A 21,743-nucleotide genomic window follows, 5' to 3' on the forward strand; every position below is an offset into this window, starting at 1 on the left:
TATGTAATGAGACAAGTACTTGTTTATACATTTTTATTTCTTGCTACCACTATTTTTTCACAAGACAAAGGACGTGGCTCTAAACCAAGTGAAATTAACATTTCAACTGAAGGTACAAAGCGTGCCTTAGTAATTGGTGTTTCCGATTATCAAGAAGAAGCCTTAAAACTTAATTATGCAGATAATGATGCCGCACTTTTTAAAAACTATCTAAGTGAAGTTGAAGGTTTAAAAGATGATAACATTAAGCTTCTTATTAACGAAGATGCTGTTGCACTAAACATTGTGCAAGAGCTAAAAAATCTATTTAATGCCTCACAAAAAGATGATATCCTCTACCTCTATTTTGCAGGTCACGGTGACGTTGTAGATGATTTTGGGCAAAAGGAAGGTTTCTTATTAGCTTCTGATGCCAATGCACACCAAGAATATTACTCTGGTGGTGTACTTACCCTCAACTTACTAAACACCGTAATTAACAATCTTTCTACCAAAGGTGTAAAGGTGTATCTCATATTAGATGCGTGCAGATCTGGTTTTGTATTTGAAGATGGTACCCAAAAAAATATGGGAACCATACAAGCTATGTTCGAGAATTCCTCTAAATTTCTAAGTTGCGGTTCTAATGAACTGTCCTACGAAAGTAACGATTTAAAACATGGTTATTTCACCTACTATCTCGTAAAAGGATTAGCAGGAAACGCTGATAGCAATGCAGACCAATCCATTATTTTTCGTGAAATAGATGATTATCTCTATGATAATGTAAATACCGCTGTTTCAAAAAAGCATAATAAAACCCAAACACCTATTGTTAGAACCAAAAATGACAGAGCTGTATTAAAAAATGTAAAGCCAAATGATAACCTCATCGCTTTTGAAACCCTCAGTAAATCCATAGAAAACACCAAAAAGCTAGCGGCTAGAGGTATCACAGAAACTGATTTAAAAGATAAAACTGCTGGTGCAATTATAAAAAAATTCAAGGATGCCATAGAACGGAAATCTTATTACGGTAAAAGCTCCAGTGCATATGAAATTTACAAAGCCTCGATCAATGACGTTTCAATACCAGATGCGGTTACCAATAAAATGAAAAGCACTTTACTAAAAATTTTATCAAGTGAAGCACAAGCTTTGATCAATTTATATATAGACGGAACTAAGACTTTACCCTATAGTAGAGAATTTTCAAAGCAATCAAAGCATCTTGAAATTTGCTTGGAGCTAATGGGTGAAGATGGTTTTTTAAAAGACCGCATTAAAGCCTCTCAATTACTTTTAGAAGCTTATGCTATTGTCCGCACTAATAATTATTCAAAATTTCCCAGAGCCAAACGTCAACTTCAGCAAGCCATAAAACTCGAACCTAGAGCTGCTTACATTCACAATGCATTAGGGGAGGTTTATAATGAGCTCAAGGTCTATGACAGTGCATTTTACCATTATAACAAGGCAAAACGTTTAATTGCCAGTTGGGAGAAACCAATTACTAGTATCAGTGATAATTTTATGGACCAATATCAGTTTGAAGACGCTAAAAACACTTTAAATCAAGCTCTAGGCGAAAAAGGAGTGAACGCGAACTTAAAACTAGGTGAAATTAATGAAAAGCAAGGAAAGCTCGCCGTTGCAGAGTCATATTACAAAAAGGTTCTTGAAACTGATAAAAACAATATGAAAGCCTTACAAGGGTTGAGTAACATTCAAAAGGCGAAAGGAAACACTAAAGCCTCTTTAGAATGGTATAATAAAGCCGTAAAAACAGATTCCATCAATTCTGTGTTTGGGTATGGGCTTTTAAATTACATTAAAGACAACCAAATACCAGAAGACAAAGCAGAACTGTTATTGCTAAATGCCATTGATTATGAGCCAGAAAATTCAGTAGTGTATTGTGAGTATGCAGATTTTTTAAGGTTTAAGAAATCTAAGCTTTCCCAATTACGCCTTGCGGATTCACTTTACAGGAAGGCCATAGGTTTAGACCCTTACAATGCAAAAGCTTATGCTGGTAGAGGTTGGTTATTATCTACAATGCGAAAACCTTTAGATGCTAAAACATCTTTTGAAGCGGCGATTAAGGCAAACTCAAATAGTCCAGAACCTTATTATTACTATGCCAATTACGCTAAGGATCAATTGAATGACACTGGAAAATCGCAAGCACTTTATCTTAAAACACTAGAGAAAAATCCATATTTCATTCCTGCCTATGAAGCTTTAATTTCGCTTTATAATTCTGAAAATCAACAGGACAAATCCATTGCACTTTTAAACAAGGCAATTGCAAGGAATAATGATATTCCAGATTTTTATCATCTTTTAGGACAAACCTATTTTGAAACCAAAGATTTTAATAATGCTATAAAAGCTTTTGAAAAAGCTGTTTCAATTGATGCAACATTTATAAAAGGGAATAAAAGTTTAGGATTTAGCCAAATTGAAACTAATCAGACAGAAAAAGCAGCGTCTAATTTAATAAGTGCGTCTCAAAGTTCCGCTGATAGCAATACAACTAACGAAATCATTGCGTACTTACATACAAAGGCTAGGGATAAAAGCAAATTTGGTACTCCGGAAGACGTAACCAAGCTTTATAAACTTGCATACAATATTGAAAACAACGGAAACACTGCCTTAGTATATGCCAACCATTTATATCTAATAAATAATCCTGTGGAAGCACTTAAGGTAGCTTTGCCAAACATCAGTAAAACCAATTCTAAATCCCTTAATGCGGATTTATTACGCGTTTTGACAAAAGCAAGTATTGACCTCAACAATTCGGAAAATGTTGATTATTACTACAATTACCTAACTAAGATTGATAAGACCACAGATTACTTATTGGCTTCGGTCTACTTGAAATTTAAAGGCAATTTTTCTGAAGGTGAAGCCATGAGAAGAAAAGTAGATCAAACACTTTTTAGGTCCAATAAACTAAAGGAATTGTATAGCACAAATACCATAACAAAGTATATCTTAAACTAAGCTTTCTCAAATCTGTCTATGAAGTATTTTCTAGCATTTATTTTATTGTTCTTTAATCTTCTCTCCTATTCTCAAGATAAAGTTTTACAGTTTGGCCATTCCGGTTGGATTAGTACTTTTAAGGTTAGTCATGATGAATTATCGCTTGCAACAGGTGGATCTAATGATGGGCAAGTCATTTTATGGGATATTAATCTCAGAAAAGTAAAGTCCAAATATCAAACCTACGGAAATAGAATTGATGATATCGCTTTTAATCCAAATAATAAGCAAATAGCAGCCATAGACGGTCAAGGCAATATTTTTGTTTGGAATACAGAAACAAACGAATTAAAATATCAATTTCAACCTGGTGATTATGGGCCTATAGTTTATAATTCAGATTCTGAAACTTCAAAATACTTTTCTCCCAATAAGTCTGAAAATATAGGAGGTGGAGTTTTATTGTTCACTGATAACACCTTATATGTAGGAATGGGTTTTCCTAGGAGTGGGTTTCAGTCTTCTCTTTTTAAAATAGACCTAAACAGTAAAATTATTACCGCCTTAGATAATATGCCCAAGAATGACTACAATGAATTTATAGGCATAGGGTTAATAAAGCAAATAGACAAGCAAAATGCAGTATTACAAATCGGTAAATTTTCTGATAAAACATCGGTAGTTTTATATAATCTCATAGAAGGTAAGATTGAAAGGTCTTTCATCAAGAATAAGTCTGATATAGAAAGTATAGCTGTGAGTGATGATAAAAGAAGAATCGCTATTTCCTTAGACGAGAATTATGACCCTATTACTTACATTTTCGATATTAAAAATGGAAAAAAATTAGATAAAGCTCCATATGGTGGCGAGCTTACATGGCAGGACAATGGGCTTTGGATGGGCGGAACTGATGATATTCGCTACTACGATACTGACAAAAAAGAATTTCAAAATTATTTTGAGGCTGGACGCTATGGTGTTGTAAATCATGTTCAATATTTACAAAAACACAAGAAATTACTGATTAATTATGGTAAAAACACTTATTTAATTGAGCCTCTAAAACTTCATCTTATAGCTTCTACCAAACGTTGGTTAAGTAAAAATTCTTCAAAAAGAATTATAACCTCTGAATTTTTGGATAACAAAAATGTCCTGATTCAGTACTTTAATTATAATTCAAATAAATCTTACACCGATTATGAAAAATACATTTGGAACGTTGAGACCAATACTATAACCGAAATCCTAACACATAAAAAGACTGCAGCCATACAAGGTGTTAAAAACAATCTTATTTACGGCTTTGATCTAGATAGTACAAAAGTGCCGGTTACGTTTTTTGATGAGACCCAATATCAAGATGCATCCACATTTGACTTCTACAAGTTCAATGATGGTAGATTTGAATTAGAAGAATCCTTCGAAAATCGAAACATTCTTAAAATAAATGAGAATGACCAATCAATGTTTTTATATGATAGTTCCAAAAACTTACATTTGGTTAACTACAAAACAAAAGACACCTTAAAAACCTTATACAACCAGTATACTGATCTGAGAAGTATTAAAGTGTATTATGATAAATCCTCTGGAATCATTGCTGTTTACAATGACAATTATCCCGAAGAGGACACATTAAAATTTTACAGGATATCAGAAAATTCCAATATTCCCTTTTATGAATACAAATCAAGTAACCTAGAAATTCTGGGTTACGATGGCAAAAAACGAATATTAACAAACAGTGATAGCTATGAAGAACGTATCATAAATATTGCCAATCCTGAGAGATTCACCATCGTTGATGATAACTTCGGTGAAATAGTATGTTTTCACCCAAGTGAACCATGGATTTTTTACATCGAAAAATATTCAAGCAATAGCGTCGTTTGCTATGACTACAATAAAGGTGTTACCGTTGGAGGATTTACAATTAATAATGATGATGATTATTACGCACAGATTAGCAATTTATCATTAAATGCCAAAGGCGATAAATTATTAGCTTGGTTAGAAGACAATCAACTCTTTGCTATTTCTGTGAATGAATTTACGGATATTAAAACGATAACAGAATATAACCAACCTGTAGATCAGATATCAGATAGCGGCAATTATTTAAGCTTAAACGCTTCAATAATTAACCTTTCAAACTTACAGGTAGAAAAGAAATTTAACCGTAGTAGCTTTACTAAGGTTTTTAAGAACTATGCTCTAAACTTTTATATAACAGACAACGGTTATAATGAAGACACACCTAATTATTTAATTAAAACCAGATACTTTTTTAATAACCAAAAAGTAAAAACGGATAGTCTGGATATTTCAAAGATTGGGATATCGAGGTATTATCAACCAATTTATCTAGCCTCAAACAAGTACTTATTTTTTACCAAACCTGGTGACCGTTATAATCCTGGTCTAATCATCGTTGATTTAGAAAAGAATAAAATTTTAGTTAATGAACCTGAACTTTATTACAACCAAAATTTCATAGATGCCGATAGCAGTATTACATTCTCGTCCTCTAATTTTTATTATTTCTGGGAGAAGGGATCTAACAAATTGCAGAAAAAAGACATAAGTTCTAATAATTTATATTTGTTTAGAACGGAAACTGGAGTTGTAAACATTGGAAATAATCAAATATTAAAGTCAGAATTAAACGCACTCATTAAATATGATCTAAAAAATAAAATATCTAATGATACTATCCTTATCCCAGAGCGTTTTTCGCGAGTTACACTATTAACTAAAACTAATGATTCTCTTATATGGTCTACGGTATTTTCCAAAAATCAAAAAATGTTTGGTCTATCAGCATTCGACCCTAAAACTACAAAATGGGGTGATTTTATTCCTTTAAAATCGAGACCAACCAGAGTGACACTAACCAATTCTAAAGAGTATTTGATTATTGTACTTTCAAATGGTGAAGTACAACTCCGAAATCCCTTCAACTCCAGTTTACTTGCCAGTATGTATGAAGACTATAATAGTGAAGTTATTACCGTTAATAAAGAGGGATTTTACACGTCTTCAGATGCTAATAAAGTCGCTTTTCTAAGGGAAATAAAAGGTGAGCTTTTTTACGATAAGTTATTAGACATTGAAAAAAACAGACCTGATAAAGTCTTGAAATCAATTGGAAAAACAACTCCAAGCAATCTGAAATTGTACAAAAAGGCTTCCGAGTTAAGACGAAAATTTTATGATATAAAAGACGACGCTCAAGTTAATAGCAGCAATGAATTATTGAATATAGACTATCCCCAACAAAACTTAGTAACAGATAGCAATAAAGTTGACATAAAACTAAAAAACGGAAATACAGTTGCTAGTATTACAAAACTAATAAATGGACGTACTGTAAAAAGCTTGAATGAAAAAGATAATAGTTTAAACGACCTACCGCTATCTTACGGAGAAAATCATATTCAAATATTTGCTAATAATTCAACTCTTGGTAAAGAAATCAAAGTGACCTCAAGATTGAAAGAGGCCAATAATAACTTAATAATATGCACCATTAGTGTGTCAAAATATCAGGATTCCATTTATGATCTTAAATATGCGGTAAAAGATGGACAAGATTTAATTAATGCTTTTAAAAAACAATCTGATGCTTATGATACTGTCAAAACCTTTGAGTTGTACGATTCTAATGTTACTAAGGAAAATATAGAGCAAGTTTTTCAAAATATGCAAACTAACCTGAATGATAAAATCATAATTTTTCTTTCAGGACACGGACTATTAGATAGTAATAATGACTTCTATTTTGCAACACATGATATTGATTTTGAAAATCCGAGTGCACGTGGAATGGGACTAAAACATCTTCAACAACTATTATCTGATCTCAATACACAAAAAAAACTACTCTTCATTGATGCTTGCTATTCTGGGCTTGTGGACGATTCAGACAATGATATCGAAGAAGAAACTGAGGTAATAAAAAACAACTCTACGGTCTTAAAAAAACAATCGTTTAAGACTAAAGGCGCTATAGGATCATCAACGAAGCCAAAAAACAGTACATCCACTACATCTGCCTTCGAACTGATGCAAAATGTATATTCCAGTTTTAGTTCCTCAACAGGTTTAGAGACCATCACAGCCGCTTCTGGTAACAGTGTCGCATTAGAATCATCAAGATGGCAAAATGGTTCTTTTACGTATGCCATTAAATTGGGGCTTTTGGATTATGAAGCAGATCTTAATGCTAACGGCATTATCACTGTAAATGAATTAAAAAGTTATGTACTTAAAACTGTTCCCGAAATAACAAATGGTGCACAAAAGCCTACTAGCAGAGAAACAAACAAATACCTCAATTGGGATTTGTGGTACTAAAATATTGACCACCAAATCTTAAAATTATTTACAAATACCGTAGGTATTACAGAGTGTCTCTTCAATTTCTATACTAGATAGACCTATAGCCTCTAAATCTGAAATCAAATCATCAAATTGAGACTTAAGACTTTCATATTCCGACCTATTGATTAAGGTAAAGGTATAAAATGGAATGTTTTTAAGATTTGGAAATTCTTTGGTAGACACCGCCCATTCAAATGATTTAGAACCAGAAAAGATTGGATTATCTTTATATAGTGTAAGTTCATTGCCATTGGTGGCAAATTTATGTACATCATCAGAGTTACTATCCTTTATAAAGACGTAATACTCAGAAATGCTTTCATCTGCTTTCCATTTAAACTTGATCTTTGAACTTGCAATCCTAGCACTATCTAATGGAAATTCCATAAACACATCACCTCTAAACACGCCTCCAATTATGGTTTTACCAGCATCTTTATTTGTAAGTTCTTTCCAAATCATTTTGAAATACCTAGAGGTTAAGCCCTTTTGGTTCTCTAAATGTTCGTTTTTTAGAATATCGCTATAATCGTAGGCACCTGTACTTTCAAGATTAAAGACTTTACCATCAGAATTAATTAGCGTTAAATTAGAAGTTGAGTTAAGATACACCGTGTTCTTTTCGTTCAAAATATCCCCTTTCTTTATTGGCTTTTTCGCTTTGTCGAATTTTGCTAAGGCTACTCCTTTAATTTTAAAAACACATAGGCTATCCTGCGCATTGGCAACCAGTGTAAACAAGCTTATTAAAATTAAAGTAAATGACTTTCCCATCCGTACTTTTTATTAAGTTGTATAACCAAGTGTTCATAGTAATCTATCATCTCAAGTCCCAACAAACACAGGAGAATTATAGGCACAACATTGATATAGATGTTAACCTGCAACAATACTAAAGCCAAATATAAAAAGACTACCGATATGCTCAGCTGCACCAGCTTTTCCGTGATATCAAAAACAAAACTATTGCGTTTATAAATTTTCATTCCAAAAAATATGGAAAAGAAGCAAAGTACAAACGCCAAAACATAGGTGGAAAAAACGGATATTCTGTACATTAAACTTTTTTGTGAAAGCATGTTTAGGATATTGGCATGGATAACTACTCCGTAAGTATCTGGAGTTGCCCTCCCAACCCATGCCTCGTTTAAAGGGGTAAAATGTTTATCCTCGATATCATACGCTTCGTTACCATCACTTAGATAGCCAAGAAGTACAACGGCATCTTTAAACGCCGGGATTTTATCTGAACTGAGAACCTCTTCTATTTCAAAATTTAGAAACACATCCTTATTGCCAATATAATTGATAGGAATTGGTTTTTTAAGTTCTTTTAAGGCATATTCTTCAGTAATAAAATCTGCTTCTAAAGCAATTTTAGTTGCAAACGAATATTCCTTTTCGTCCTTACCATTTACGCCAATAAATTCTCTGATCACCGTGTTTTGACCTTTTAGGTTTAAATTGATAAATCCTTTTTTTTCGGCATTTAGTTTGAAATAATCATGGTTATCGATAATTGAATCATTGTCATTGAAATACGCCGTAACTATATTTTTATGTCTGTGCAAAGTATTCTTTAAAATAGAATCTATGAACTCTTGTTTACGCTCTTTAAAAATGATATCAAGACCTATTACTTTTGGGTTTTGTTCTGCTATAGTATTTATGGCTTCAGCAATTTGAAAACGATCTGAATGCTTAATGTTTACGATAATGATCTTATCATTACGTTGCTCTTTATTGAATCTTTGAGAGTAAAAGATATCCGTAAACTTAAAATCCTTGAACGCTTTTTCAAAAGGATCTAGAATTGAAAGGTTCACAAATGCAAAATAAAGTAAGCCCGCTACAACAAATGTCATTACGGTACATAGCAATGCATCTCTATACAACAATTTATTGTGGAAAATTTTCTTCAACTAATTTGATATTTTTTCAATAGCAGAAGCCCCATCAGAAATTATAGCATCTTTATTATCACTTAGCATACTTGGTAATTTATTGATATACTTACTCTTATTACCTTCATACTCCTCTAGCCTTACGTTTATTTTCACCACTCCAAAATTGTCGTTGTCATCTAATTGTGTTGTAATTGGGATGTCATAATACCAAGGTGATAATATGGGCTTATCAATTAAATTATCTGGTCCATATTTCAGGTTTTTAAAATCGTACTCTTGCTCAATTAAAGTGGCACTTAATGGAGTACCATCATTTCCTCTCCATTGCCCCTCAATTGAAATTGAAATCTTAGCATTTAAATTCTCATCCGTGTAAACTTTAGTTTTAGAAAAGAAAACCCTAAGCTCATTAAAACTCAATCTGGTAATGCCAGGGTTTTGAGGATCACTAATTAATTCTATGACTGCAAAGAAATTCAACAGATCATCTTCTTCTATTCTTATAATATCATCCACACTTAAAGAAGCTGTATTACCTCTAGATTTTGGCATCGCATTGAACTCATTCTTGACTATAGACGTTATCTGTTCTTTTTCTTGAGGGTTATTGGGTTTGGAATATTTCTTTATATGTATTTCCTTATAGGTTTTTTCTACACTTCCTAAGTCTGTGTTGTAGTAATTGTTTAGGGAAAGTGACTGAGAATATCTACTCACTAAAGACTCCGATGTTTTTTCTGCCAAGTAAGAAGCACCAAAAAAAACACCCTGTAGAACGGTTTCAATCAATCCCCCCCTTGTGTCCGCTCTTTTCATTTCTATAACAAATTCTTCGTTAGATTGAATATTGGATCTTTGATGTACTTTACAAGAGCATAGTAATAGTAGTAGCAGTATAGAGGTAATTTTTTTCATATGTTTCAACTTTAGGCTTTGTAATTTAAAAAATTAAATTTAACAATTATAAAATTTAGCATCTACAGGTTATTTCTATTTGTTTATTGATTGTTTACACCCGTGTTTTTGATCATTAGATATAGAAGTAATACCTGTTTTTATATCCAAGAATTTTTAATGTTGGAAAACATAAAAATATCGTTTTACCATGGCTTCACCATGAAATTTAGGGAAGCTGAAAACATAGATGAATAAAGGTATTGGTGATTAGGGTTTAATTCCAGTGGCAAGATCACATTAAGCCATTTCTCTAAGGGAGTGGCTTTTTTGTTTGTCTTGTTTTTAGAGGTTACTACACATGTTTTTTCATAATTAGGTTTTACGTGGTGTTTTTGAGCTTATTTTAGAATTTGATTTAATTATTGCTCACAATGAAAGATTTTGTGTGCACAAGGTGCTATGTGTATATTTATGCGTAATAGCGAAATTCTATCACAACTTTTACAAGCCGAATATGAAAGAAAAATGTATTTACCTGTCGTGCTTGAGATTTAAAACTAGAGAAACAACACTATTATTACAATAAGTTAAAAAGCCAGTAATACCATCATATGATAGTTTTTTTGTTGGTATAATATACCTAAAAATTAATTTTGAACTTCAATCATATATTATGTAGATATTTGCAATACCTTGATAGTCGAACTTGGATACTTAATACTTTTAGATGGTTACATCAAACACTATATTGTTTACTATTATTTGCGTCTGCGGATTACAAGCCATGATTTTAAGTGGTTTGGTGGCCTTTAAGAAACCAAGAACTTTAGCCAATATATTTTTAGCGCTTTTAGTATTCTTCTATGCTTTAATTGCCATCAATATTGTGGTGGTTAATGTAATGAAGGACTACGACATGTTGCATGTATTTAGATATATGCAACTAGAGTTGTTATATGGTATTGGACCAGCACTATATTTTTACACAAAATGTATAACACATCCTCAATTTCAATTCCGAAAAAAAGATTTTATACATTTTATTCCACTTCTCCTAGAATTCATTTTCTACAGAACATCTATATACAGAACGGGTTCTGATGGCCTATATTTGGATGTTATGCCTACTAACTCCTATATCTATTTAACTCAACAATGGATTGGGGTACTTTCTATCTGGACTTATAGTATTGCTTCATTAATACTTTTAAAAAAATACCAAAAACAGATTAAGGAATATTATTCTAAAATTGAACACCTTTCACTTAAATGGTTACAAACACCAATTCTAATCTATATTAGCTATCATTTTTTATGGAGGATAGTAACAGAAATAGACCGATTCATTTTTGATAAAAGTTTACGTGAGTATTACTTTTTGCCAAATTTCACAATACTTGCCATAATAACATGTTGGATTGGATTTAAAGGTTATTTGAAGAAGACGCAAGACGTGGTTAATTTAAAACCATTTGAAAAAAAATCTAAAAATTCAAATGCAACTAAGGACCAAAACTTTCTTTCCAAATTTAAACACCTTATGGAAACCCGAAAACCTTATTTGAATCCCGATTTAAATTTAGCCATGTTAGCCGATTTACTAGAAATGAAACCAAGGCTCTTATCGTCAAAAATCAATGATAACTTGAATCAGAATTTTTACGATATAGTCAACACCTACCGTGTTGAGGCCTTTAAAGAAAGATTAATATCTCATGATAGAGATCAACTTTCATTATTAGGTCATGCTTTAGAGTGTGGCTTTTCTTCAAAATCAACCTTTAACAATGCTTTTAAAAAAATCACACAAAAAACACCAAGTGAGTATTTAAGAACATTAAAAAAGACGTCCTAATAGAAGCACTCGGTCGATTAAGGTGAGAATATTGTCTACGTTTACTGAAAAATTAAATTATCTATTATCAAAATTTATCGGGACAATGAATTTTAAACAAATTATTACTCTAATCGTTTTTCTTTTAAGCTTACCAATTACAGGCCAACAATTCTCTAAAGCAGATGTGTTATCTGATTTGAAATACTTAAAATCATCTTTAGAAGAAGCCCATTTTAATTTATATGGACATGTCACAAAAGCTGAATTTGATAAAAATTATTTAGCCGTTAGAAGTGAAATTCAAAAAGATAGTTTATCTCTTTTTGAAATTACCAACCTTTTTCAAAAAATGATTGCTAAGGCTAACAATGCACATACCACGATTAATTTTCCTGTGCAGGCTTACTATGACCATATGGATTTAGGAGGAACAAATTTTCCTTTAGAAATAGTTATTGAAAATGGCAAGGCTTTAATCAGAAAAAACTGGTCTACAAATGCCAATATCACTATTGGTTCAGAATTAAAATCAATTAACGGTTCTCAAATTGAACAGATTTTAAGGAAAATTTATACTCAAATTCCAGCGGAGCGACTGTATTTTAAAAATGCACTGCTAGAATCATTCAGCTTCCCAAGATATTATTGGCAAGTTTTTAAAGAAGCGAAGGAATTTGAGGTGGAAATTGAAAAAAATGGCGTTTTGACAAAGCAAAAGATAAATTCAATTAAGGCAGTGGATTATGAAACAGAGCGCTATAATTATGATATTATGAAGATGGATTGGAAATTTGAAAAACTATCTAATTCCATTGGTTACCTCCGACCGGGAAAATTTAATGGTGATTTGAGTAAGTACAAAAGTTTTATAGATTCTGCTTTTATCGAAATAAACAATAACAAATTATCAGATTTAATTATTGATTTAAGAAATAATCCTGGGGGAGATGATACTTTTGGGGATTATATGGTGTCCTATTTTGCCGATAGACCCTTCAAGTGGCATTCAAGATTTCAATTAAAGTCTAGTGCTATCTTAAAAGATTACATTCGTAAGCATAGGGATACAACAAAAGCTTATGCCAAGTCAATCTTAAATCACAAAGATGGAGAAATCTATGATTACAACTGGGATGAATATCAGCCCCAGAAGGAAGAAAAAAGGTATAAAGGAAATATCTACGTTTTAGTAAATAGACATTCTTATTCCCAATCGACAGTAACTTCCGCGCAAATTCAAGATTATGGATTTGGAACCATTGTAGGAGAAGAAACGGCCGAGTTTCCGAATTTATACGCATCAATATTTGAATATAAATTACCTAAAACTGAAATAACCGTAAAGGTGCCTAAGGGAAAAATTCAGAGGGTTAGCGGGATTGACAACGGCACAGGCTTAATTCCTGATATTTTAATTAATGATGAGCTTTCCAATGAAAAAGATGAAATTTTAGAAAAACTCTTAAAGAGAATAAAAACTGAATAGATTCAATGGTAAGAGATACTGATGGAACTCAATAGATAATCGAATTCACATATCAACGCATGCCTTGATTTGAAAAGTTTCAATACTCACACCAATAACCTTTAAAACCCAATGTTAGTAGAACATACAAAAAAATCATCCTAGGGACTAGTCCTAATTTCAGCCGTGGTTTTTAGCATATTTAAGCTATCCTCAAGGTACATTTGTCAAAACAAAATACATAAACCAATGAATCACAAAACAATTGTACTCGGACTAGCAATGCTTTTTTTAGGAAGCCTATTTGCACAAGAAAAAAGAACTATTAAGGTTATTGTTCCAAATAAAACAGATGAGGTTTTTATTACTGGTAATCAAGAATCACTAGGGAACTGGAATCCTGGAACTGTAAAACTGAATAAAGTCTCAGATTTTGAAAGAGAGATCACTCTGGATCTTACCTATCCTGCTGAGTTCAAATTCACAAAAGGCAATTGGAATAGTGAAGGTATCGTAAAACAGTTTAATGACAATCCTAACCTAAAACTCGAGAATGACACGACAACTAGTGATTTTATTATTAAGACTTGGTCGGATAATATTGATGCACAAAAGTTAGGTTTGAATTATGACATTCGCTATATCCATTCAGAATATATGAATACAAAAAGACTTCTTAAGATTGCACTGCCTATGAATTACGATTCGAATAAAGCGTATCCTGTTATTTACGTCACGGATGCTCAAAGTGCAAATTTTCAGGTTACAAAAAGTTATGTCAATGCATTATCACAAACCCAGTTTAACATGATTCCTGAATGTATTGTTGTTGGCATTTATCAAACACAACGAAACGATGACTTTTATGGGATTCGTAGCGGAAAATACTTCACAGAGTTTTTGATTGAAGAAGTGGTGCCTTATATAGATAACAACTACAGCACCTCTGGCTTCAACACAATGGTTGGACATTCTAATGGTGCGGAATACAATCATAAAATGATGCTTAATGAGAATAATCCGTTCAGAGGCTTTATTAGCATGTCTACCTGGTTGGAGAAGAAAGAAGAAGTCGCCCTGACATCATTCTTAAATGAATACAATCGTAAAACAATCTACTATTATTTAGCGAACGCTACACTTGATGGTCCTGGCAGGACCGCATTCGGCAACGATCTGGAGAAAATCTGTAAAGATAATCCCAATGAAAACTTCAAGTTTATTAAAAATACTGTAGAAGGAGATCACCAAACCATGGTACCAAACTCTTTATTAGACGGTTTAAAATTTATTTTTCAGGATTATTCGGCTGTAGACGGATATGACACAATTATGGATTTCGATAAAAACTATTTATCGAACGTTAAAGAAACTTATGGGGTTGATGCCATCTTTACTATGGACATGATGGGGACCTACTGGATGGATATCACCAATAAGAAAAGTAAAGAAGAGTGGGAATACTACGTCGATTTTGTTAATAGAGAAAAGCTATTTTATGGAAAAAATCTAGACTTTGTAAATATTGCTAATGGCTATTTTTCGATGGATATGTATGCTGAAAATATTGAGGCCTATAACAAGGCGATAGAGGATATTGACAACTGTGAGGACATTGTGTTTTATCTCAATATTCACCGTCCTATAACATCCTATATCAAAGAGGGGAAAGCCGTGGAATGTATCTCTTTCTTAGAACGCGCAAGATCAGTATTACCTAAGGAATACTACCTTGGAATGACTTACCACATTGCTAAAGTTTCTCTTGAAAATAAGGTTGAACTGGAAAAAGGAAAAGAAGCCTTGGCTTATTGTAAAGACAATTATAAGAAGAATAGCATCTTTACAGAAGAAGAGCTTGAAACATTGAGATAGAATTGAATGATGATTGATTATAACGAGCTAACCATTTAGTTTTATATGGACTTGCTCACACAAAAATGTGGCTAATAACTGAAGTTGTTAGTCACATTTTACATTTGAATACTACTTGAAATTCTTTACTTTTGAATTGCAGGTATGAAACGCATCTTATTCATTTTTGGATTTTTATTATTTACAGCTGGACAATTTTGTTTTGGGCAATATTCTATTTCAGGTTATCTAGATACACCCGAAAAAAATAAAAGAGTCTATTTAAGTCTCTTAAAGTATGATGAAGAAAACACAATCTATTTGGATCAAATTCTTACCTCTACTTTAACAGACAGTTTGGGTTATTTTTCTTTTGAAGGAAAGTTACTTTCTGAAAAGCATGGACTGTACCGTATTCACTCAAGGGTTATTGAAGATGAAAGTCCGATGCAAATGGCACATAATGAAGATATCAAGAATATGCACAATTTTGTGTTTTCTAATAACGATACCATTGTATTTGAGAAAAATAAAAAATACTGGTTTTCAACCAATACCAACACCAACCCTGTTGATAAAGAATGGCAAGAATTCAGTAACTATGTCTATCGACTAAATCAAGAACTGACATCAACGACTGATTTCAATTTAAGAAAAAAATCATCAGCACAAATCCTTTCGGAACTGAAGTCTTATGCCAAAAACAAAGAAGTACATCCATTAGTAACTTTGATTTTAATTTCTGGTGTGCAAGAAAATGTACTTAAAGAAGATTATAAAAGTGATCATGAGTTTTATTTAAAGCTTCAGGATGGCCTAAATGGTTATTATAATAATTCAAGTTACGCACTTCAGTTTAAAGATCTTATGATTGATCTCTCAAAAAATCAAACACAGCATGATTTAGAATTCTATAAACGATTAACTATTATATCAGGTGGTATTTGTTTGTTATTATTGATTACTGTCATCTTTTTATTGTTGAAGCTTAAGCGTAAAATGAACGAGAAGCCGCCCCAAGAAAATATTAATCTAACCAATCAAGAAGAGCGTATCGCGGATCTTATTGTACAGGACAAAACCAATAAAGAAATAGCCACAGAACTCTTTGTTTCCCTTAGCACGGTTAAAACTCATATTAGAAATATCTACGCAAAATTAGAGGTGAACAATAGACAGGAATTTATAGATAAACTTAAAAATCATACTAGGGACTAGTCCCTATTTCAGCCCTTATTTATAATTAAGTAGCATCATCTGGTATATACATTTGCTAAAACATAAAATGTATAAACCATGAAAATAAAATTTTTAACAATAATTCTCTTAAGTTCACTTTTAGGTTTTTCACAAGAAAAGGAATTTAAGAACCTTGAAGACTTACGTCAACAACAAATTGAGAATATTAGTAATTCTGACCTTTGGGACATGGGGCGTTTGGAAGGTGATGTTATATCACAAAATAATAACTTCCCCATAACCTTTGGCGCTTACCCTGTTCCTAATTATGATGAACTTGGACCTTATAAAGGTGGCGGATTAATTGGTAATGCCCAAGCAAGATCCTTAGATGATTATAAACTTATGGTTAAAGATAAAGAAGTTGTTTTTAATAGCTTCTTTATAGGTGATAGCCCTTTTTATGAGGAAAAGAATAAAAATCGAGTCTTTTTCACAATTATTACGGTTGCAGACAGTTTAGACTCAAATAACTTTGTACCCAGCAAGTCATTATTCCTATCACGAAATCATCCTGATTATGGTGGTGAGGGCTCTATTACGACAAAAACCAGTACAATTGATTTTGTTACATTCACTACACCAGATAAAGGTAGTTTTGCTATTGTAAATATGAGACTGTTTCATCTTGAGTATGGTGCTATCATTCTTATAGAGCCACAAAAAGATGGCTCACTAAGGTCACTGCAAATTGAAGGAAAAATCGTTAATAATGAAGAGATCTATGATTTCTTAAAAGATACCATTTTAAAACGAGAAGATGTAGTACAGTTTTTCACTGATGATACTGAATAATATGTCCTCGACATAAAAATATTAAGTAAAGAGGAGTAGTGTATTTTTTTATTTCCAAAAATTTTTAATTTTGATTTAATAATGGAATATAAAATTCATTTTGGCTTGACTTTAAAATCTATAGAAGTTAATTACCAAAAGATGGATGAAAGTATTAGAGTTTAGGATTTAATATCATTTCTAAATCGGGATGTAGCGCAGTCTGGTAGCGTACTAGCATGGGGTGCTAGGGGTCGCTGGTTCAAATCCAGTCATCCCGACTTTTTTCAATTTAATTATTCAGGATATTCTATTCTTAAATGATAGATGTTCGCCAGTTTATGCTTTAGCACCTTTTTGATGGCTTCGATTTCCTTAAAGGTTATGTTTGCATTTAAGAACTGACCCGTTTCCATTTGTTTGTTCACAATATTCTCTACAAAATCATTAATCTTTGTAGTGGTTGGTTCTTTTAAACTTTTTGAAGCAGCTTCAACACTATCACACATCATTAGGATTGCTGTTTCCTTACTAAATGGTTTAGGTCCAGGATAAGAAAAATCTTCAGTATTAACATCTTCATTGTCTGCTTTCTCTTTCATGTAAAAATAATATACAAGGCTCGTACCGTGATGCGTTCTTATAAAATCGATGACTCGGTCTGGTAAATTGTGTTTTTTTGCGATTTCAATTCCATTTAACACATGATCAATAATGACCATTGCACTTTCCTTACTGGAAAGCTCATCATGTGGATTAAGACCATTACTTTGGTTTTCGGTAAAATAGGTTGGATTCTTCATTTTACCAATATCGTGATACAATGCTCCTACCCTAACGAGCATCGCATTTGCGCCTATTTCATTTGCCGAAGCTTCCGCAAGATTCGCAACATTTAATGAATGATGGAATGTTCCTGGTGCTTTATTAGACAGCTCTTTTAATAGTTTGGTATTGGTATCTGATAATTCTAAAAGCGACACATCAGAAACCAATCCGAATATCTTTTCATAAATATAAATCAAAGGTTGAACGAATAGCGTTGCCAAACCACAAAGGATAAACAAACCGAATGTATCCCATTTCAAAGTCGTTATTTGCCCTTCGTGAATTACAAAAAAAGCAAAATAGGCTATGATATATATCAACGTAATTTGACCTACTGATATAAATAAATTAGCACGTTTATATAACTCAGAGACGGTTAGTATGGTAACAATTCCAGCAATGATTTGAAGAAACATATACTCATAACTATTGGGAACTATAAAGCCCAACAGCAGCACTGTCAAAACATGAGCAAACAGTCCTAACCTAGCATCAAAAAAGGCTTTTAAAACCAATGGCAAAATACATAATGGTACAACATATATGTATTGAGAGTTGTAATTGATTACCAAGGTGGTTAGAAATATCATTAGGGTAATATTGAAGAATATAAATGTTACCTTGGTATTGTTTTGATAAACTTCTAGACGATATTTTTGTAGAAACAGTAATAACATCAATAGTGCTAAGGCCACTAACAACGTATAAGCAACCAAAACCCAGTTGTAGTTGGCTGTATTCCAAACCTGTGATTCGTATTCAGATTTTAGGGATTTAAGTATGTTGTACTCTTCATCTTCCACCACCTGACCTTTAGAAATAATCAACTGTTCCTTTTCAATACTTCCACGCGTTAAGGATACCTTAGAAAGTTCCTCTTCTAAAGTTTTTTTGGTTAATGATTCATTTAGGGTAACATTGGGTTTTATAATATCGAAAAAGAGGGATATCATCTTATTTTTATTTTCAGATGACATGGATTGATCAAAAAAAGCCTCCAGTCTTTCAGGTAGCTGATTGATCTCTATTAAATTTTGATACTCTAGTCTTTTTTCTACAGTATTTGAAGCAACCAAAGTAGCAGGTTTATCGTTAGAATATGGATAATCAGAATCTAAAATTCCGTTTTCATACAACACCTCAATTACATCTGATCCTTTTTTAAATAAAGTTCTTTTACCTGATGTAGAGTCATTGAAAACTTCATTGAATTTCTCTGAATAACCTAATTTAACCTCCTTGGGTACTTCAAGATCTATATTAAAATAAACCGAAGCATTATTTTCAATCTCAATCTGTTCTTCATTGATTTCTTCTTGGGTCTTTTGTATAGCGAAATTAAATGGCGCATAAAGGTTTTCTGATTGCCAAGGTTTTCCTTTTTCAAATGAATATTTAAACTTACCCGTTTTAGGAAATAGATAAACGATAAATAAGGTGGTAACCAAGAACAATAGTATTTTATATACTAATGCATGATTTTTGTACCATTTATTGAGAAGCTTCTTCATACAAATCAAATGTAACAAATATTAGGATTTTAAAACTCTATAATCGACAATACATTCCTAAATATCTCAAAAAATCATTAATTTCGCAGCAATAAATTATAAACTAAATAATAATGAACAAGGACGTAGTTATTGTATCTGCCGTTAGAACACCAATAGGAAGTTTTTTAGGAAGTTTATCTAGTGTACCAGCTCCAAAGCTTGGCGCTGTTGCTATAAAAGGCGCATTGGACAAAATAAACCTAAAGCCAGAAATGATAGATGAAGTACTAATGGGCAATGTAGTACAAGCTGGTACTGGTCAAGCTCCTGCAAGGCAAGCAGCAATATATGCAGGTATTCCAAATACTGTTCCTTGTACAACCATAAATAAAGTTTGCTCTTCGGGTATGAAAGCCGTAATGCAAGCTGCACAGGCCATTAGTCTAGGTGATGCCGATATCGTAGTTGCTGGGGGAATGGAAAACATGAGCTTAATACCGCACTACTATCATGCAAGAAGTGCGACTAAGTTTGGACCAGCAACATTAGAAGACGGTATGCAAAAGGATGGTCTAGTTGATGCATATGATAACAATGCCATGGGTGTGTGTGCTGATGCCTGCGCTGTAGAATATAAATTTACTAGAGAGGATCAGGATGCTTTCGCTATCCAGTCATATGAGCGTTCAAAAGCTGCCTGGGAAAATGGGAGATTTGAAGATGAGGTTGTTCCTGTGGAAGTTCCACAACGTCGTGGTGACGCACTGATTGTTGGTAAAGATGAAGAATACACCAACGTAAAGATGGAAAAAATTCCTGCTCTACGTCCTGCATTCACAAAAGATGGAACCGTCACAGCTGCCAATGCATCGACCATAAATGATGGTGCTGCTGCCCTAGTTTTAATGAGTAAAGAGAAAGCGGATGAATTGGGCCTAAAGCCTCTTGCTGCCATAAAAAGCTACGCAGATGCTGCTCAAGAACCACAGTGGTTTACAACCGCTCCAGCAAAAGCATTGCCTAAAGCGCTTGCAAAAGCCAATATAGAATTGGGTGATGTAGACTATTTTGAGTTTAATGAAGCCTTCTCAGTCGTTGGTTTGGCAAATATGCAAATCTTAGGCTTATCTGATGACAAGGTAAATATAAATGGTGGTGCAGTTTCATTAGGTCATCCATTGGGTTGTTCTGGTGCAAGAATTCTTGTAACACTTATAAACGTATTACACCAAAATAATGCTAAAATTGGTGCGGCTGCCATTTGTAACGGTGGTGGTGGTGCTTCTGCAATGGTTTTAGAACGCCCTTAAATTTCTTCTATGCAATACGGAGTCTGCAATCTCGGGATTGTACCTATAAGATTAGAACCTAGCGACATCTCTGAGATGGTGACTCAGGCATTGTTTGGAGACTTTTTTAAAGTACTTGAGCAGCGAAAAAAATGGAGTCGTATACGTTTTGCATTTGATAATTATGAGGGGTGGGTTGACAATAAGCAATATATTGAAATTGAGGAAAGTGATTATAATCGCTTATCAGAATCGGGTCTCAATATTTCAAAAGATTTAATTCAATATGTATCGGATTTGGATAATAGTCTGTATCCTATTCCATTAGGTTCTGACCTGAATTGCTTAAGCCTCACAAAACAAAAGTACGAAGGTCAAAGGATTACTGAAAAAAGCGATAAATCCAATATTATAGATACGTCCTTTTTATACCTAAACACACCCTATTTGTGGGGTGGAAAGTCTCCCTTTGGAATTGACTGTTCTGGTTTTACACAAATGGTATATAAACTCAACGGATATCATTTATTACGTGATGCTTCACAACAAGCCACTCAAGGTGTAGCTTTAAGTTTTATTGAGGAAAGTGAACCTGGAGACCTAGCCTTTTTTGACAATGCTGAGGGAAACATCATTCATGTTGGCATTATTATGAAAGACAATTACATCATTCATGCACATGGGAAAGTAAGGATTGATCGTTTAGATCACAGTGGCATTTACAATATTGACAAAAAAATGCATACACACAGACTTAGGGTCATTAAAAAAATTATTTAAAAAAAATGCGACTAC

The 21,743-nt window shown here is 32.9% G+C and carries 13 protein-coding genes and 1 tRNA gene; 10 read left to right on the plus strand and 4 right to left on the minus strand.

All coding sequences use genetic code 11. From position 1 onward, the window contains the following. The first annotated feature begins 6 nt into the window (after positions 1-6). The gene (locus ACFQ1K_RS06600; RefSeq protein ID WP_320556680.1) at positions 7-2,994 is read left to right on the plus strand and encodes a caspase family protein; all 2,988 of its coding nucleotides are present in this window, start codon (positions 7-9) and stop codon (positions 2,992-2,994) included. Positions 2,995-3,012: 18 nt separating this feature from the next. Next, on the plus strand, positions 3,013-7,338 hold the full coding sequence (locus ACFQ1K_RS06605) for a caspase family protein (RefSeq protein WP_320556679.1): 4,326 nt from the start codon (positions 3,013-3,015) through the stop codon (positions 7,336-7,338). Between the two features lie 24 nt (positions 7,339-7,362). Here ACFQ1K_RS06605 and ACFQ1K_RS06610 read toward each other — a convergent pair whose 3' ends face one another. The 3 genes from ACFQ1K_RS06610 to ACFQ1K_RS06620 are packed head-to-tail and all read right to left on the minus strand — an operon-like array spanning position 7,363 to position 10,187. Beyond that, the gene (locus ACFQ1K_RS06610; protein WP_320556678.1) at positions 7,363-8,139 is read right to left on the minus strand and encodes a hypothetical protein; all 777 of its coding nucleotides are present in this window, start codon (positions 8,137-8,139) and stop codon (positions 7,363-7,365) included. Beyond that, entirely contained in the window at positions 8,118-9,287 is a 1,170-nt protein-coding gene (locus tag ACFQ1K_RS06615; RefSeq protein WP_320556677.1) for a CHASE2 domain-containing protein, read from the minus strand. The genes ACFQ1K_RS06610 and ACFQ1K_RS06615 overlap by 22 nt, the downstream gene beginning before the upstream one ends. After that, entirely contained in the window at positions 9,288-10,187 is a 900-nt protein-coding gene (locus ACFQ1K_RS06620; protein ID WP_320556676.1) for a hypothetical protein, read from the minus strand. Between the two features lie 709 nt (positions 10,188-10,896). Between ACFQ1K_RS06620 and ACFQ1K_RS06625 the strand changes: the two genes are divergently transcribed. From ACFQ1K_RS06625 to ACFQ1K_RS06650, 6 genes are all read left to right on the plus strand, one after another. Then, positions 10,897-12,024, plus strand: a complete 1,128-nt coding sequence (locus tag ACFQ1K_RS06625; RefSeq protein WP_320556675.1) for a helix-turn-helix domain-containing protein — start codon at positions 10,897-10,899, stop codon at positions 12,022-12,024. Positions 12,025-12,109: 85 nt separating this feature from the next. Continuing rightward, entirely contained in the window at positions 12,110-13,492 is a 1,383-nt protein-coding gene (locus ACFQ1K_RS06630) for a S41 family peptidase (protein ID WP_320556674.1), read from the plus strand. Positions 13,493-13,720: 228 nt separating this feature from the next. Then, the gene (locus ACFQ1K_RS06635) at positions 13,721-15,346 is read left to right on the plus strand and encodes an alpha/beta hydrolase-fold protein (protein WP_320556673.1); all 1,626 of its coding nucleotides are present in this window, start codon (positions 13,721-13,723) and stop codon (positions 15,344-15,346) included. Positions 15,347-15,490: 144 nt separating this feature from the next. After that, positions 15,491-16,543, plus strand: a complete 1,053-nt coding sequence (locus tag ACFQ1K_RS06640) for a response regulator transcription factor (RefSeq protein ID WP_320556672.1) — start codon at positions 15,491-15,493, stop codon at positions 16,541-16,543. Between the two features lie 78 nt (positions 16,544-16,621). After that, positions 16,622-17,359 (plus strand): hypothetical protein, encoded by a 738-nt coding sequence (locus ACFQ1K_RS06645; RefSeq protein WP_320556671.1) that lies wholly within the window; start codon positions 16,622-16,624, stop codon positions 17,357-17,359. Between the two features lie 186 nt (positions 17,360-17,545). Continuing rightward, positions 17,546-17,619: transfer RNA gene (locus tag ACFQ1K_RS06650), tRNA-Pro, on the plus strand. Positions 17,620-17,634: 15 nt separating this feature from the next. Here the strand turns inward: ACFQ1K_RS06650 and ACFQ1K_RS06655 are convergent. Next, the gene (locus ACFQ1K_RS06655; protein WP_320556670.1) at positions 17,635-19,677 is read right to left on the minus strand and encodes an HD family phosphohydrolase; all 2,043 of its coding nucleotides are present in this window, start codon (positions 19,675-19,677) and stop codon (positions 17,635-17,637) included. A gap of 113 nt (positions 19,678-19,790) precedes the next feature. On the opposite strand from ACFQ1K_RS06655, the gene ACFQ1K_RS06660 reads away from it, so the two are divergent. Together ACFQ1K_RS06660 and ACFQ1K_RS06665 are read left to right on the plus strand one after the other, a co-directional pair. Beyond that, positions 19,791-20,969, plus strand: coding sequence for an acetyl-CoA C-acyltransferase (locus ACFQ1K_RS06660; RefSeq protein ID WP_320556669.1), 1,179 nt, complete (start codon positions 19,791-19,793; stop codon positions 20,967-20,969). 9 nt (positions 20,970-20,978) lie between these two features. Continuing rightward, positions 20,979-21,728 (plus strand): C40 family peptidase, encoded by a 750-nt coding sequence (locus tag ACFQ1K_RS06665; protein ID WP_320556668.1) that lies wholly within the window; start codon positions 20,979-20,981, stop codon positions 21,726-21,728. Positions 21,729-21,743: the final 15 nt, after the last annotated feature.

The sequence above is a fragment of the Winogradskyella aquimaris genome (genome assembly GCF_042676105.1).
In the GTDB taxonomy this organism is placed as follows: domain Bacteria; phylum Bacteroidota; class Bacteroidia; order Flavobacteriales; family Flavobacteriaceae; genus Winogradskyella; species Winogradskyella aquimaris.

Bases quoted from the DNA above. Each gene is read 5' to 3' on its own strand.
- ACFQ1K_RS06620 (WP_320556676.1), bottom strand. From the start codon at position 10,187: ATGAAAAAAATTACCTCTATACTGCTACTACTATTACTATGCTCTTGT.
- ACFQ1K_RS06635 (WP_320556673.1), top strand. From the start codon at position 13,721: ATGAATCACAAAACAATTGTACTCGGACTAGCAATGCTTTTTTTAGGA.
- ACFQ1K_RS06645 (WP_320556671.1), top strand. From the start codon at position 16,622: ATGAAAATAAAATTTTTAACAATAATTCTCTTAAGTTCACTTTTAGGT.
- ACFQ1K_RS06640 (WP_320556672.1), top strand. From the start codon at position 15,491: ATGAAACGCATCTTATTCATTTTTGGATTTTTATTATTTACAGCTGGA.
- ACFQ1K_RS06610 (WP_320556678.1), bottom strand. From the start codon at position 8,139: ATGGGAAAGTCATTTACTTTAATTTTAATAAGCTTGTTTACACTGGTT.
- ACFQ1K_RS06655 (WP_320556670.1), bottom strand. From the start codon at position 19,677: ATGAAGAAGCTTCTCAATAAATGGTACAAAAATCATGCATTAGTATAT.
- ACFQ1K_RS06605 (WP_320556679.1), top strand. From the start codon at position 3,013: ATGAAGTATTTTCTAGCATTTATTTTATTGTTCTTTAATCTTCTCTCC.
- ACFQ1K_RS06665 (WP_320556668.1), top strand. From the start codon at position 20,979: ATGCAATACGGAGTCTGCAATCTCGGGATTGTACCTATAAGATTAGAA.
- ACFQ1K_RS06660 (WP_320556669.1), top strand. From the start codon at position 19,791: ATGAACAAGGACGTAGTTATTGTATCTGCCGTTAGAACACCAATAGGA.
- ACFQ1K_RS06600 (WP_320556680.1), top strand. From the start codon at position 7: ATGAGACAAGTACTTGTTTATACATTTTTATTTCTTGCTACCACTATT.
- ACFQ1K_RS06630 (WP_320556674.1), top strand. From the start codon at position 12,110: ATGAATTTTAAACAAATTATTACTCTAATCGTTTTTCTTTTAAGCTTA.
- ACFQ1K_RS06625 (WP_320556675.1), top strand. From the start codon at position 10,897: ATGGTTACATCAAACACTATATTGTTTACTATTATTTGCGTCTGCGGA.